The organism is Pseudomonas sp. 32A (assembly GCF_052682255.1).
In genome coordinates this window covers 5,213,698-5,227,885 of sequence record NZ_JBQYLY010000001.1, presented here as the reverse complement: position 1 = coordinate 5,227,885, position 14,188 = coordinate 5,213,698, and the positions used below count along the sequence as shown (strand labels likewise).

Genomic DNA, 14,188 nt, shown 5'->3' with positions numbered 1-14,188 from the left:
ACGGATATACACCCAGAGCCCCCTCACCCCCCCTTCAACTCCTCAATCATAATTTCCCGCATCCGAAACTTCTGAATCTTCCCCGTCACCGTCATCGGAAACTCATCCACAAATTTAAAATGCTTGGGCATCTTGAAGTGCGCAATCCGCCCCTTGCACCACGTCTGCAGCTCAAGCTCATTGGCCACATGCCCCGGATGAAACTTGATCCACGCCACAATCGCCTCACCATAACGCTCATCCGGAATCCCGATCACCTGCACATCCGCCACCGCCGGATGAGTAAAGAAAAACTCCTCCAACTCCCGCGGGTACACGTTCTCGCCACCACGAATGATCATGTCCTTATTACGCCCGGCGATGCACACATACCCATGTTCATCCATGGTCGCCAGGTCGCCGGTGTGCATCCAGCCCGCCTCGTCGATAGCCTCACGAGTGCTGTCAGGATTGTTCCAGTAACCCAGCATCACACTGTAGCCACGGGTACACAGCTCACCTATCTGGCCCCGCGCAACCGTGTTACCCGCCTCGTCGATGATCTTGCTTTCCAGCTGTGGCTGGGTACGACCGACGGTGGTCACCCGCCGCTCAAGGTCGTCATCCGGCCCGGTCTGCAACGACACCGGGCTGGTTTCAGTCATGCCATAGGCAATCTGCACCTCACTCATGTGCATCTCGCTGATGACCCGGCGCATCACTTCGATCGGGCAGGTGGCGCCGGCCATGATCCCGGTGCGCAGGTGCGACAGGTCGAATTCAGCGCGGCGCGGGTGATCAAGCATGGCGATAAACATCGTGGGCACGCCGTAAAGCCCCGTGGCCCGTTCTTCAGCAACGGCGCTCAGGGTCAGCAGCGGGTCGAAACCGTCATTCGGGTAGATCATTGTGGTGCCGTGGGTGATACAGCCCAGATTGCCCATCACCATGCCAAAGCAGTGATACAGCGGCACCGGGATCACCAGACGGTCTTGCGCGGTCAGGCCCAGACTTTCGCCAACCATGTAGCCGTTATTGAGGATGTTGTGGTGACTGAGGGTGGCGCCTTTGGGGAAGCCGGTGGTGCCGGAGGTGTACTGGATGTTGACGGGTTGATCGAAGTGCAGGCTGGCCTGGCGGGTTTGCAGTTGCTCGGGCGGAATGCCTGCGCCGAGCGCCGCCAATTGCGACCAGGGCGTGAACCCCGGAGGCGGGCTGGGATCGAGGCTGACGATGCCGCGCAGGTCGGGCTTCAATTCCTGCAGCATGCCGTGGTAATCGGAGGTCTTGAACGACCCGGCGCACACCAGCCACTGGCAACCGGATTGCTTGAGTACGTACTCCAGTTCACTGCTGCGATACGCCGGGTTGATGTTGACCAGAATCACGCCGAGCTTGGCGCTGGCGATCTGGCTGATGCACCACTCGGCGCAGTTGGGGGCCCAGATGCCCAGGCGGTCGCCGGTTTGCATCCCCATGGCCAGAAACGCACGTGCATGCAAATCAACCGTCTCTGCCAGTTGCCGCCAGGTGTAGCGACGCTGTTGTTGGCCCACGACCAACGCTTCGCCGTCGGGGTAGCGCGAAACCGTTTGATCAAAGGCTTGGCCGATAGTCATGGCCAGCAAGGCCTTGTCCTGAGAGCCACGGCTGTAGCTCAGATTCGATTGATCCATAACGACCCCTGTTGTCTTTTTTGTAGGTTGACGTAAACGTAAACTACGATTGACAGGCCTGCAACGCAAGTTTACGTTAACGTAAAGGTGATCGCCCTCCCCGGCGCATTGACCACACAAAAACAACGCTAGAAGGTGCCCGTCCATGAGTTACCCCTCCCTGAACTTCGCCCTCGGTGAAACCATCGACATGCTGCGCGACCAGGTGCAGTCCTTCGTGGCCAAGGAGCTGGCGCCACGGGCTGCGCAGATCGATATCGACAACCTGTTCCCTGCCGACATGTGGCGCAAGTTCGGCGACATGGGCCTGCTGGGCATCACCGTGCCGGAAGAATACGGCGGCGCCGGCCTGGGCTACCTGGCCCACGTGGTGGCGATGGAAGAGATCAGCCGGGGTTCGGCTTCGGTGGCGTTGTCCTACGGCGCGCACTCCAACCTCTGCGTCAACCAGATCAACCGCAACGGCACCCACGAGCAAAAACTCAAGTACCTGCCCAAGCTGATCAGCGGCGAGCACGTTGGCGCCCTGGCGATGAGCGAGCCGAACGCCGGTTCCGACGTGGTCTCCATGAAGCTGCGCGCCGACAAACGCGGCAGTGTGTATGTGCTCAACGGCAGCAAGACCTGGATCACCAACGGCCCCGACGCCAACACCTACGTGATCTACGCCAAGACCGACCTCGAAAAGGGCGCCCACGGCATCACTGCGTTTATCGTCGAGCGCGATTCGAAAGGCTTCAGCCGCAGCAATAAGTTCGACAAGCTCGGCATGCGCGGCTCAAACACCTGCGAGCTGTTTTTCGATGACGTCGAAGTGCCGGAAGAAAACATCCTCGGCGCGTTGAATGGCGGCGTGAAAGTGCTGATGAGCGGCCTTGATTACGAACGCGTGGTGCTCTCCGGGGGCCCGACCGGGATCATGCAGGCCTGCATGGACCTGATCGTGCCTTACATCCACGACCGCAAGCAGTTCGGCCAGAGCATCGGCGAGTTCCAGCTGATCCAGGGCAAGGTCGCCGACATGTATACCCAACTCAACGCCAGCCGCGCCTACCTGTACGCGGTGGCCCAGGCCTGCGAGCGCGGCGAAACCACGCGCAAGGATGCCGCCGGGGTGATCCTGTACAGCGCCGAACGTGCTACCCAGATGGCCCTCGACGCGATCCAGATTCTGGGCGGCAATGGCTATATCAATGAATTCCCGGCGGGCCGTCTGCTGCGTGACGCCAAGCTGTACGAAATCGGTGCCGGCACCAGTGAGATCCGGCGCATGTTGATCGGTCGCGAACTGTTTAACGAAACCCGCTGAACGGAGCGCGCACCATGGCTACCCTGCACACCCAGCTCAACCCGCGCTCGGCGGAATTCGCCGCCAACAGCGCGGCGATGCTCCAACAGGTCGACGCCCTGCACAGCCTGCTCGCCCAGGTGCAGCAAGGCGGCGGCGCCAAGGCCCAGGAGCGGCATACGTCCCGAGGCAAATTGTTGCCGCGCGAGCGGATCAATCGCTTGCTCGATCCTGGCTCGCCGTTCCTTGAACTCAGCCAACTGGCCGCTTACCAGGTGTATGGCGAAGACGTGCCGGCGGCCGGGGTGATTGCCGGGATTGGTCGGGTGGAAGGCGTCGAGTGCATGATCGTCGCCAACGACGCCACGGTGAAAGGCGGTTCGTACTACCCGCTGACGGTCAAAAAACACCTGCGCGCCCAGACCATCGCCGAGCAGAACCGCCTGCCGTGCATCTACCTGGTGGACTCCGGCGGCGCCAACCTGCCGCGCCAGGACGAAGTGTTCCCGGACCGCGAACACTTCGGGCGGATCTTCTTCAACCAGGCCAACATGAGCGCCCAGGGCATTCCGCAGATCGCCGTGGTGATGGGCTCCTGCACCGCCGGTGGCGCCTATGTGCCGGCCATGGCGGACGAGGCAATCATGGTGCGCCAGCAAGCCACCATCTTCCTCGCCGGCCCGCCGTTGGTGAAGGCGGCGACCGGTGAAGTGGTCAGCGCCGAAGACCTGGGCGGTGCCGATGTGCACTGCAAGATTTCCGGGGTCGCCGACCACTATGCCGACAGCGACGAACATGCGCTGGCCCTGGCCCGGCGCAGTGTGGCCAACCTCAACTGGCGCAAGCTGGGGCAATTGCAACAACGCGCGCCGCTGGCACCGCTTTATAGCAGCGAAGAGCTATACGGCGTGATCCCGGCCGACGCCAAGCAACCGTTCGACGTGCGCGAAGTGATCGCGCGGCTGGTGGACGGCTCGGTGTTCGATGAGTTCAAGGCACTGTTCGGCACCACTCTGGTGTGCGGCTTTGCGCACCTGCACGGCTACCCGATTGCGATCCTGGCCAACAACGGCATCCTCTTCGCCGAAGCTGCGCAGAAAGGCGCGCACTTTATCGAGTTGGCTTGCCAACGCGGGATTCCGCTGCTGTTCCTGCAAAACATCACCGGTTTCATGGTCGGCCAGAAGTACGAAGCCGGCGGCATCGCCAAGCACGGTGCCAAGCTGGTGACGGCGGTGGCGTGCGCCAAGGTGCCGAAGTTCACCGTGATCATCGGCGGCAGCTTCGGCGCCGGTAACTACGGCATGTGTGGCCGTGCCTATGACCCGCGCTTCTTGTGGATGTGGCCCAACGCACGCATCGGCGTGATGGGCGCCGAGCAGGCGGCCGGCGTGCTGGTACAGGTCAAGCGTGAGCAGGCCGAGCGCGCGGGCCAGGGTTTCAGCAGCGACGAGGAAGCCGCGATCAAGCAGCCGATCCTCGACCAGTACGAAACCCAGGGCCACCCCTACTACTCCAGCGCACGGCTGTGGGACGACGGCGTCATCGACCCGTTGCAGACCCGCGACGTGCTGGCCCTGGCCTTGTCCGCTTCGCTGAACGCCCCCATCGAGCCGAGCCGCTTCGGCGTGTTCCGCATGTAAATGGAGCTGCACCCCATGACCGATTTCAACACCCTCGAACTGATCACCGACCCCCGTGGCTTTGCCACCCTGTGGCTCAGTCGTGAAGCCAAGAACAACGCGTTCAACGCCGAAATGATCCGCGAATTGATCATTGCCCTGGACCAGGTACAAGGCGACCCGGCCCTGCGCTTCCTGGTATTGCGCGGGCGCGGCAAACACTTCAGCGCCGGTGCTGACCTGGCCTGGATGCAGCAGTCGGCCGAGCTGGATTACCACACCAACCTGGATGACGCTCGGGAACTGGCAGAGCTGATGTACAACCTCGCCAAGCTCAAGATCCCGACGCTGGCAGTGGTTCAGGGCGCGGCCTACGGCGGTGCCCTTGGGTTGATCAGTTGCTGCGACATGGCGATTGGTGCCGATGATGCGCAGTTCTGTCTCTCGGAAGTACGCATTGGCCTGGCGCCGGCGGTGATCAGCCCATTCGTGGTGCAGGCGATCGGTGAGCGGGCTGCCCGCCGCTATGCCCTGACGGCGGATCGCTTTGGCGGCCAGCGGGCGCGGGAAATCGGTTTGCTGGCGGAAAGTTATCCCGCTGATGATTTGGACATCCACGTCGAAGTGTGGATTACCAACCTGCTGCTCAACAGCCCGGCAGCCATGCGCGCCAGCAAGGACCTGCTACGGGAAGTCGGCCACGGGGCGCTGACGCCCGCGCTGCGTCGCTATTGCGAAAACTCCATCGCCCGGATCCGCGTCAGCGCCGAAGGCCAGGAAGGCTTGCGCGCCTTTCTGCAAAAACGCGCGCCCAACTGGCAGCCTCAGGAGCCGCGTTCATGAAGACGCTTACCACTGTATTGGTGGCCAATCGCGGCGAAATCGCCTGCCGGGTGATGCGCACCGCCAAGGCCATGGGTTTGACCACCGTGGCCGTGCACAGCGCCACAGACCGCGACGCGCGGCATGCCCGCGAGGCGGATATTCGTGTGGACCTGGGCGGCAGCAAGGCCGCCGACAGTTACCTGCAAATCGACAAATTGATCGCTGCGGCCCAAGCCAGCGGTGCCCAGGCGATTCACCCGGGTTATGGGTTTCTTTCCGAGAACGCCGGGTTTGCCCGCGCGATTGAAGCGGCCGGGTTAATCTTCCTCGGCCCGCCCGCCTCGGCCATTGATGCCATGGGCAGCAAATCTGCGGCCAAGGCGCTGATGGAAACCGCCGGCGTGCCGTTGGTACCCGGTTACCACGGCGACGCCCAGGACCTGGAGACCTTTCGCCAGGCGGCCGAGCGCATCGGTTACCCGGTGCTGCTAAAGGCAACGGCGGGCGGTGGCGGCAAGGGTATGAAAGTGGTCGAGGACGTCAGCCAGTTGGCCGAAGCGTTGGCCTCCGCACAGCGTGAAGCGCTTTCATCCTTTGGCAACGCGCAGATGCTGGTGGAGAAATACCTGCTCAAGCCACGCCATGTGGAAATCCAGGTGTTCGCCGACCAGCACGGCCATTGCCTGTATCTCAACGAGCGCGATTGTTCGATCCAGCGCCGCCATCAAAAAGTCGTCGAAGAAGCCCCCGCGCCGGGCCTGAGTGCCGAGCAGCGCAAGGCCATGGGCGAAGCAGCGGTGCGTGCCGCACAGGCCATCGGTTACGTGGGCGCGGGCACGGTAGAGTTTCTGCTGGACGCACGGGGCGAGTTTTTCTTCATGGAAATGAATACCCGGCTGCAGGTGGAACACCCGGTAACCGAAGCCATCACCGGCCTGGACCTGGTGGCCTGGCAGATCCGTGTGGCTCAGGGCGAGCCACTGCCAATGACTCAGGAGCAAGTCCCGCTGCAGGGGCATGCGATTGAAGTACGTTTGTACGCCGAAGACCCGGCCAATGATTTCCTGCCGGCCACCGGGCACCTGACGCTGTACCGCGAATCCACGCCAGGGCCGGGGCGCCGGGTGGACAGCGGTGTCGAGCAAGGCGACAACGTCTCACCGTTCTACGACCCGATGCTGGGCAAGCTGATTGCCTGGGGAGAAGACCGCGAGCAGGCGCGCCTACGGCTGCTGAGTATGCTCGATGAGTTTGCCGTGGGTGGCCTGAAGACCAACCTGGGCTTTTTGCGGCGCATCATCGGCCATCCGGCGTTTGCGGCTGCCGAGCTGGATACCGGGTTTATCCCGCGTTATCAGGGTGAGCTGCTACCTGCGCCAGGCGATCTGAGCGATGAGTTCTGGCAGGCCGCCGGCCAGACGTTCATGCAGACCCAACCGAGCAGTTATTCCAGTTCGCCTTGGGCAGACACGCGCGGCTTTCGCGCCGGTTTGCCGGCCGAGGTTTCCCTGCATTTGAGCTGCAACGGCCAGGATCGGCTGGTGACGCTGCAAGCCGGCGTCAACCCGCCACAGGTGCGTGGCGAGCAGTTGCTGATCGACCAGCAAGGCGTGCGCCGCGCCCATCTGGCGGTACGCGAGGGTGGCAGTGTGTTTTTGCGTTGGGATGGCGAGGTGCATAGCGTCAGCCTGTTCGACCCGATTGCCGCCGTGGACGCCAGCCAGTCCCATCAGGGCGGCCTGACCGCGCCGATGAACGGCAGCATCGTGCGGGTACTGGTGGAGGTCGGGCAATCGGTTGAAGCCGGTACGCAGTTGGTGGTGCTGGAAGCCATGAAGATGGAACACAGCATCCGCGCGCCCCATGCCGGGGTGGTCAAGGCGCTGTACTGCCAGGAAGGGGAAATGGTCGGTGAAGGCAGCGCATTGGTGGAGCTGGAAGCCGCGAGCTAACACCTCGTGACCGCCTGCACCACCACGCCGATGATCCGGCATTCTTCGCTGAAGAGCATTTTCGGGTAGGTCGGGTTGAGCGGTACCAGGTAAAGCTGGCCGCTTTGCTTCACCAGTTTGCGCAAGGTCGCCTGGGGATTGAATGCCCATTGGGCCACCACCAGTTTGCCGGGCTCGGCCTTGATGGCCGGGTCCACCAGAACCATCATGCCCTCGGTGATGCTCAAGCCGCTGGGGGCAGCCATGGCATCGCCAATCACCCGCATCCAGAATGCCTTGCCACGGGCGTGGTAGTCGCTCATCTGGAAACGAGTCGCGCCATATGGCCGAGGCTCTTCCTGCAATGGGTACCCTCCCTTCCCTTCGCTCACCGGATAACGGTAATTCGGGTTGTAGTGCGGCGTCAGTTCCAGTTCCTCAGGAGATGGCGCAACTGCTTTTTCGCGAATCACCAGCGCCACCTCGAGGTCATCGAGGCCGAGCTCCTGCATCACCCGGTTCATGTCGGCCAGGCTCGGCACCCGACGTTTGTTCAGCCAATGGCCGACCCCGCCCTGGGACATGCCCAGGCGCGACGCCAGTTGATCCTGTGTGACCTTGAGGTCTTTCATGCTGGCCTTGACCAGCGCTATCCACTTATCCATGGGGCCTGACAATACGTTGTGTACTCCCAACGACAATAAACAGTTTGTAGTAATCAATAAAACGCCATAAATACGATTAGTACTAATATCGGTGGCAGGCTTTCGACATCCACCCAGAGCACCGACCTTTATGACGACAATCCCGTATTCCCTGCCCGAAATCTGCGATGAAGACGAGCTGCTGTTCATGCGCAGCAGTGGCGCCGCCCAACGCGCGCTGGACTATTACCTGAAAGAGGAAGGTACGCCACCCTCCGTTGACGACACCTTGTTCGAGGTAAAGCCCGGCATCAGCGACGAAGAAGCCCTGGTCCACGCTTCCGACCTGCTGCGCAGCGCGGCGGCCACTGCGTACGAATCGGCGAACAGCGCCCACGGCAATAGCCGGGACCTGGCATTTTCAGTGGTCTATTTGATTGATATGGCGAAGGTGATGGTGGAGCGGTCGCTGCGGCTTTCGGCGAGGGACACCGAACACTCGGCCAAGATGTAGCAGACACAAAGGAAAAATATTTCTATCGGACGGATAAAAACATTTGACTTGCAAATGATAATGATTATTATTGGACCCAGCTGATCGCGAGATCAGTCGATAGACCAAGAGACCTTAGGTCGGACTCTTGGAATATCTCCTCATCAGGCTAATCACGGTTTTTGACCCGGCTCTTTGGCCGGGTCTTTTTTTTGCCAGTTTTTCCTGGCGTGGCTTCAGGCTAATGAAGATTGTGTGTTGCTTGATGGCGCGCATGGTAGCAAAAGACCATCGCCAAAAGAAAGTCGATCCAGCGCTCTAGGCCGGTTCTTCCCAAAATAGCACTTGAGAATCAATCTCATAGATTCTAAGCTGCTGCGGCGTCAAGGAGGACGCCCCCTCTTTACGCTGCAAAAATTGCATCCAGGCTTTACCCCGCTCCGGTGTAAAATGCCCGCCACAACACTCATATTCAGGCAACCAGACTATGACCGTGGCCTTGACCTCTATCAAGATCAGCACCGACTTCGACAGCGGCAATATCCAGGTACTCGATGCCAGTGATGCACACCAGTTGCTGCTGGCCATCAAGCCCGATACGCGCAGCCAGCACTTCCAGTGGTTCCACTTCAAGGCCGAGGGCATGCATGTGGGGCACACCCACACTTTCCGCCTGAGCAACGCGGGCCATTCTTCCTACAAGCACGCCTGGAGCGGCTACAACGCCGTGGCGTCCTACGACCATATCAACTGGTTTCGGGTGCCCACCCGCTTTGACGGCGAGACGCTGCACATCACCCTCGAAACCCGTGAAAAACAAGCCTGGTTCGCCTACTTCGAACCCTATAGCCGCGAGCGCCACGACTGGCTGATTGACCAGGCGCTGAACCGCGCCGGCACGCAATTGCTGGCCACCGGCAAAAGTGTCGAAGGCCGGGATATCCAACTGCTGCGCCGTGGCAAAGGTGAAGCCGGCAAGCGCAAGGTCTGGATCATCGCCCAGCAGCACCCCGGCGAGCACATGGCCGAATGGTTTATGGAAGGCATCATCGAACGCCTGCAGCAGGACGGTGACGCCGAGCTGAAAAAACTCCTGGCCGCCGCCGACCTGTACCTGGTGCCGAACATGAACCCTGATGGCGCCTTCCATGGGCATCTGCGCACCAACGCCATGGGCCAGGACCTCAACCGCGCCTGGCAGAGTGCGAGCCAGGAGATCAGCCCGGAAGTGCTGTTCGTGCAGCAGCAAATGGAAAAATACGGCGTCGACCTGTTCCTGGATATCCACGGCGACGAGGAAATCCCCTACGTGTTCACCGCCGGTTGTGAAGGCAACCCCGGCTACTCACCGCGTATCGAGCAGTTGGAGAAACACTTCCGCAGCCACTTGAGTGGCCTCACCCGCGACTTCCAGACCGTGCACGGCTACACCCGCGACCTGCCGGGCGAAGCCAACATGACCTTGGCGTGCAACAGCGTTGGTGAGAAGTTCGATTGCCTGTCCCTGACCCTGGAAATGCCCTTCAAGGACAACGACGACGCGCCCAACCCGCACACTGGCTGGTCGGGCAAACGCTCGATGCAGCTGGGCAAGGATGTGTTGAGCAGCGTGGCGGATATCGTCGGCGTACTGCGCTAGGAATCCACCCTCCCCGGCGACGGCTGCACCACGGCAGCCGTCGCCGGGCAAGGCCTCAGTCCTTGGTCCCGGTCATGCTTTGCAGAACGCCGTCACGCCGGATCAAACCGTGGAACAGCGCCGCCGCCAGGTGCAACAGCACCGTCAGAAACAGCAAATACGCCAGATAACCGTGAGCCTTGCGCAACACCGCAAACAGTGGCGCATTCGCCCCCACCAGCGCCGGCAACTGCACCGAACTGCTGAGCATCACCGGATCGCCGGCCGCAGAAATCATCGCCCAACCCAGCAGCGGCAGCACCAGCATCAACGCATACAGCACCACGTGGGAGGCCTTGGCCGCCAACGCTTGCCACAGCGGCAAGTCCGCCGGAAGTGGCGGCTGACGGGTGGAAAACCGCACCACCAGGCGCACGATCACCAGTGCCAGGATCGCAATCCCCAACGGCTTGTGCAGGTGGATCAGCCACTCATGGCGTTCCGATACCGAGGCCACCATGCCCGCGCCGATAAACAGCATGGCGATGATCATCAACGCCATCAGCCAATGCAGCAGCCGCGCCAGTGGAGCGAAAAACCGGGGTTGGGCATTCATGGCTTCGACTCCTGAGGGGCGCTGTGCAACTGGCTGACTTCGCTGGTGCGACGCAGGTAAGAACTGGCGTACGCCGCCGAACGGGCGGCCAGCAGTGGGTCATTCGAGGCTTCGATGCCGCTCGGCAGAACCAGTGGATCAAAGTTGATATCGCGGCAATCGCCGTCCATTTGCGGCTGGCTGCTTTCCAGCACCAGGGTCCCGGCATTCAGCACCTTGTGCTCACCGGTCCAGGTCTTGCTGGCGTCATCCACCGGGTCGCCCGGGTTGGCCAGGCTGAGGTTCAACTGCCAGCGCAACGGCCCGTCCACCAGGCGTTGGGCCAGGTCTTTTTCGAGGAAGTCGCTGCCGGCGGTCGCCGTGGCCCCGGCAGCATCCTGGCTTTGGGGCACGACGCCCCAGCGCACGGCCTGACGTTGGCCGCTGGCGTTTACCAGGTAAAACGCGTTGATGCCGTTATAGGTCTCAGTGGCGTAGCTGGCGGAAGGCTTGGCGGTCTTGACCCAGGCCAGGAACGGCGCGGTCTCGGGGTGCGCCGCGAAAAACGCCGGCATACCTGCCGGGTTCGGCTTGCCAGTGGCTGGGTCAGGTGCGCCAGCCTTGAGCATCTCAAAGAAGGCTTCAGGCGTGCCCACCGGGAACACCGGCATGCTGTTCATCCCGGTGCGCCATTGCTGGCCGTTGGCCAAGCTGAATTGCAGGGCAAAACTGCGGATCGGCACGCTGCTGTCCGGCGCATACGGGTTACCGCTGGGCAGCGCAAAACGCCCGATGACCGGGGTACGCGCCTCGCTGAATACCTGGGCACTGGAGTACTGCCGCGCCTCGGGGCTGCTCTCGAAATAACCGGCCACGCACACGCCCTTGGCATGGTTGCGACGGTAGCCAGGGTGCAAACCGTTGTTGGTCTCCAGGGCGTTGACCAAGGTTTTGGGGCGCAACCGCTGTGGGTCGAGGCTACCGTTGACGTAGGCAAACGCGCCGGCCACAACCGCAACCACCACGCCGATGCTGGCCAACCGAATTATCAGGCTTGCGGTGCTCAGCGGCGGACGGGGCGGTGATGAGTGATCTACCATGAAATAACTCCAGGGCCAGGGGCCTTGAGTGGGTGAAACATAAGGTCGGAACACTTGGGACGAACGCCAGCGCACTCTATTCCCTGGCCTGCTGTTTATTTTTATCGGCCTGGAATAACCTTCAACGCCGGACGTCTTCCTAGTCCCAGCGTAGTGACTAGCCAGAACCCCATGCACGAACTCGACGAACAGTTACGTGAACTCATCCCCAGGTTGCGGCGTTTTGCCGTGTCCCTGACGCGTAACACCAGCAGCGCCGACGACCTGGTACAGGCAAGCCTTGAGCGCGCAATCATCAGTTGGGCCGACAAACGCCTCGAAGGCGACTTGCGCGCCTGGTTGTTCTCGATCCTCTACCGGCAGTTTCTCGATGCCCATCGGCGTTCCCGGCGGTACACGCGCATGTTGGAATTTTTCACCGGCCGCGATGATTCGCAGCCGTCGGTCGAGCGCACCGTCATCGCGCAATCGACCCTGCAAGCCTTCGATAAACTGAACACCGAGCAACGTGCCCTGCTGCTGTGGGTTTCGGTGGAAGGGTTGAGCTACAAAGAAGTCGCCGACATCCTTGAGGTGCCCGTGGGCACCGTGATGTCTCGCCTGTCCCGTGCACGCCAGGCCCTGCGCCAGCTCAGCGACGGCGAAATCACCAGCCCTGCCCTGCGGATACTCAAATGATCAGCCTGCCTCCCAGCGAACGCGATTTGCATGCCTACGTCGATCACCAGCTCCTGGACGCTGACCGCCGCCAGCTCGAAACCTGGCTGGCAGCCCACCCGGACGTCGCCGCCCAGGTGCACGCCTGGCAACAGGACGCGCAGCACCTGCGGGCGTCCTTGAGCGGCGTGCTGCAACAGCCGGCCAACCCCGAGCTGGACCCGGCCCTGATTCGTCAGCGGGTCAAACGCCAGTCACGCCGCCATCTCGCAACCGCCGCCATGCTGTTGATTGCCGTCAGTGTCGGCGGCCTCGGTGGCTGGCAGGCCCGCCAGGCCACCCTGCTCGAGAGCATGGCGCCCATGAGCGACGCGATGCAGGCCTACCGCCTGTTTGCCCAGGACGGCATCCTGCCTGCCGACTACCACGTGCAAAGCGGTGGCGACATGCAAGGCTGGCTCGACCGTTATTTCAACCAGGCCTACCGCCTGCCGGACCTGAGCCAGGCCGGGTTCAAGGCGGTCAGCGGGCGCCTGCTCAGCACCGAACAAGGTGCTGCGGCCATGGTGCTGTATGAAGACCCCCAAGGGCGACGCATCAGTTTCTATATCCGTCCGCCAGGCCCTGAAAACAAATTCCTGCCCCGTGGCAGCCGCAGTGCCGACGGGCTGCAGGCCGAATACTGGTCGGGCGCGGGCTACAACTATGCGATGGTCAGCCCGCAAGACCCGTCGACCACGCAGATGCTCAAGCAGACGATGCGCTTCTAGAAAGCCACATCCAGCACCACGTTATCGACGTAGGTGCCGGCCGGCGGCGTGGCCTGGTTGCTATAGATCGCCGCGTTGTAGTTGAACACCTGGCTGCCGGTGCCCAGGCCATTCCCGGGATTCACCTCAGCCGTGGAGCTGGCGCGCCGGGCGGTGCTCACGCTGCCCCAGCGGGTGGTGGTGGCGCTTTTGAAAATGTCGTAATTCAGGAAATTGCTGCCAGAAACCATCCGCCGCTGCCCGCCCACACTCACCGGATTCTGGCCGTCGCTGATGCCCACGGTGTAGGCGCTGCCCTTGGTGCAGGCAATGGTGGCCTGCCCGTTCACGCGGGAAAAACCACTGACTACCGGCGCACTGCCAAAGGCGATGTTGGGTGCAGAGATTGTGCAGTCGTTGGCCACGGTCATGCTGACGGTCAACGTCGTGGTGCCACTGTTTATATCCCGCCCCAGACAAATCCCGCCGATACCAATGCCCGAGCAATAGTTCCAGTTCCAGAAAATACTCAGGGTTTCGCTATAGGTGCCCGCCGCCACGTTGCTGCCGATCGTCGTGCTCATGTAAAGCGGCAAGGTTTTCGTGCCCGGTCCGGAAATCAGCCCGGCGGTTTGCGCGATGCCGCCGGGCCCGCCAAAGTCGAACGCGGTGCCCCGGGTCATCGGAAAGCCGGTGGTGTTGTTGGCATAGACCGTGTAGCTGATCACATCACCGGTGGGCCCAACCATGCCACCCTGGGAGGAACCGGTGATGGTGGCGTAAAAGTGGTCGGTGGAAGCCAGCAACGAAATCAGGGCCGAGGTACAGTTCAAGCCGCCGGAGGTGGTCGAACTGGTCTGGGCGGCAGTGCGCACGGTCATCGAACTCACCGACGTGCCAAAGCTGGCTGGCACGGTCGCCCCTACCGAACACAAGGCTTGCGCCTGCTGCACGCCCCCCAGGCTCGCCAACACCAGCATTCCCGACACCCATTCCTTGCCCCGCACACTC

General features: G+C 61.9%; 13 protein-coding genes. 8 read left to right on the top strand and 5 right to left on the bottom strand.

Annotated elements, in window-relative coordinates; all coding sequences use genetic code 11:
• Positions 1-23: 23 nt before the first annotated feature.
• Positions 24-1,655 carry an AMP-binding protein gene (locus ACUN0G_RS24030; RefSeq protein ID WP_445574452.1) on the bottom strand — a complete coding sequence of 544 codons (1,632 nt, stop codon included), beginning with the start codon at positions 1,653-1,655 and terminating at the stop codon, positions 24-26.
• A 145-nt stretch (positions 1,656-1,800) separates the two neighbouring features.
• On the opposite strand from ACUN0G_RS24030, the gene ACUN0G_RS24025 reads away from it, so the two are divergent.
• Genes ACUN0G_RS24025 through ACUN0G_RS24010 form a run of 4 tightly spaced genes read left to right on the top strand, consistent with a single transcriptional unit; the run spans position 1,801 to position 7,342 of the window.
• Positions 1,801-2,964, top strand: coding sequence for an isovaleryl-CoA dehydrogenase (locus tag ACUN0G_RS24025; protein ID WP_076014201.1), 1,164 nt, complete (start codon positions 1,801-1,803; stop codon positions 2,962-2,964).
• 14 nt (positions 2,965-2,978) lie between these two features.
• A complete protein-coding gene (locus ACUN0G_RS24020) occupies positions 2,979-4,586 on the top strand; it encodes a carboxyl transferase domain-containing protein (protein ID WP_445574451.1) in 1,608 nt (535 codons plus the stop codon).
• Between the two features lie 15 nt (positions 4,587-4,601).
• Entirely contained in the window at positions 4,602-5,408 is an 807-nt protein-coding gene (locus ACUN0G_RS24015) for a gamma-carboxygeranoyl-CoA hydratase (RefSeq protein WP_258346859.1), read from the top strand.
• The gene (locus ACUN0G_RS24010; protein ID WP_445574450.1) at positions 5,405-7,342 is read left to right on the top strand and encodes an acetyl/propionyl/methylcrotonyl-CoA carboxylase subunit alpha; all 1,938 of its coding nucleotides are present in this window, start codon (positions 5,405-5,407) and stop codon (positions 7,340-7,342) included. Before ACUN0G_RS24015 ends, ACUN0G_RS24010 begins: the two co-directional genes overlap by 4 nt.
• Here ACUN0G_RS24010 and ACUN0G_RS24005 read toward each other — a convergent pair.
• Positions 7,339-7,986, bottom strand: coding sequence for a LexA family protein (locus ACUN0G_RS24005; RefSeq protein WP_258346862.1), 648 nt, complete (start codon positions 7,984-7,986; stop codon positions 7,339-7,341). The two genes, ACUN0G_RS24010 and ACUN0G_RS24005, sit on opposite strands and share 4 nt — an antisense overlap.
• Positions 7,987-8,116: 130 nt before the next feature.
• Between ACUN0G_RS24005 and ACUN0G_RS24000 the strand changes: the two genes are divergently transcribed.
• Positions 8,117-8,479 (top strand): DUF6124 family protein, encoded by a 363-nt coding sequence (locus tag ACUN0G_RS24000; protein WP_445574449.1) that lies wholly within the window; start codon positions 8,117-8,119, stop codon positions 8,477-8,479.
• A 466-nt stretch (positions 8,480-8,945) separates the two neighbouring features.
• Positions 8,946-10,097, top strand: a complete 1,152-nt coding sequence (locus ACUN0G_RS23995; protein ID WP_445574448.1) for a M14 family metallopeptidase — start codon at positions 8,946-8,948, stop codon at positions 10,095-10,097.
• Positions 10,098-10,152: 55 nt separating this feature from the next.
• Here the strand turns inward: ACUN0G_RS23995 and ACUN0G_RS23990 are convergent, their stop codons facing one another.
• Together ACUN0G_RS23990 and ACUN0G_RS23985 are read right to left on the bottom strand one after the other, a co-directional pair.
• The gene (locus ACUN0G_RS23990; RefSeq protein ID WP_010166924.1) at positions 10,153-10,692 is read right to left on the bottom strand and encodes a cytochrome b; all 540 of its coding nucleotides are present in this window, start codon (positions 10,690-10,692) and stop codon (positions 10,153-10,155) included.
• Complete coding sequence (locus ACUN0G_RS23985) at positions 10,689-11,771, bottom strand: catalase family peroxidase (RefSeq protein WP_445574447.1); 1,083 nt, start codon at positions 11,769-11,771, stop codon at positions 10,689-10,691. Before ACUN0G_RS23985 ends, ACUN0G_RS23990 begins: the two co-directional genes overlap by 4 nt.
• A gap of 171 nt (positions 11,772-11,942) precedes the next feature.
• Here ACUN0G_RS23985 and ACUN0G_RS23980 point away from each other — a divergent pair, with 171 nt between their 5' ends.
• Positions 11,943-12,449: an RNA polymerase sigma factor gene (locus ACUN0G_RS23980; protein ID WP_003212456.1), complete on the top strand. Its 507-nt coding sequence runs from the start codon at positions 11,943-11,945 to the stop codon at positions 12,447-12,449.
• A complete protein-coding gene (locus tag ACUN0G_RS23975; RefSeq protein ID WP_258346867.1) occupies positions 12,446-13,198 on the top strand; it encodes an anti-sigma factor family protein in 753 nt (250 codons plus the stop codon). Before ACUN0G_RS23980 ends, ACUN0G_RS23975 begins: the two co-directional genes overlap by 4 nt.
• On the opposite strand, the gene ACUN0G_RS23970 is transcribed toward ACUN0G_RS23975, so the two are convergent.
• The gene (locus ACUN0G_RS23970; RefSeq protein WP_421524921.1) at positions 13,195-14,157 is read right to left on the bottom strand and encodes a Csu type fimbrial protein; all 963 of its coding nucleotides are present in this window, start codon (positions 14,155-14,157) and stop codon (positions 13,195-13,197) included. The two genes, ACUN0G_RS23975 and ACUN0G_RS23970, sit on opposite strands and share 4 nt — an antisense overlap.
• Positions 14,158-14,188 lie beyond the last annotated feature (31 nt).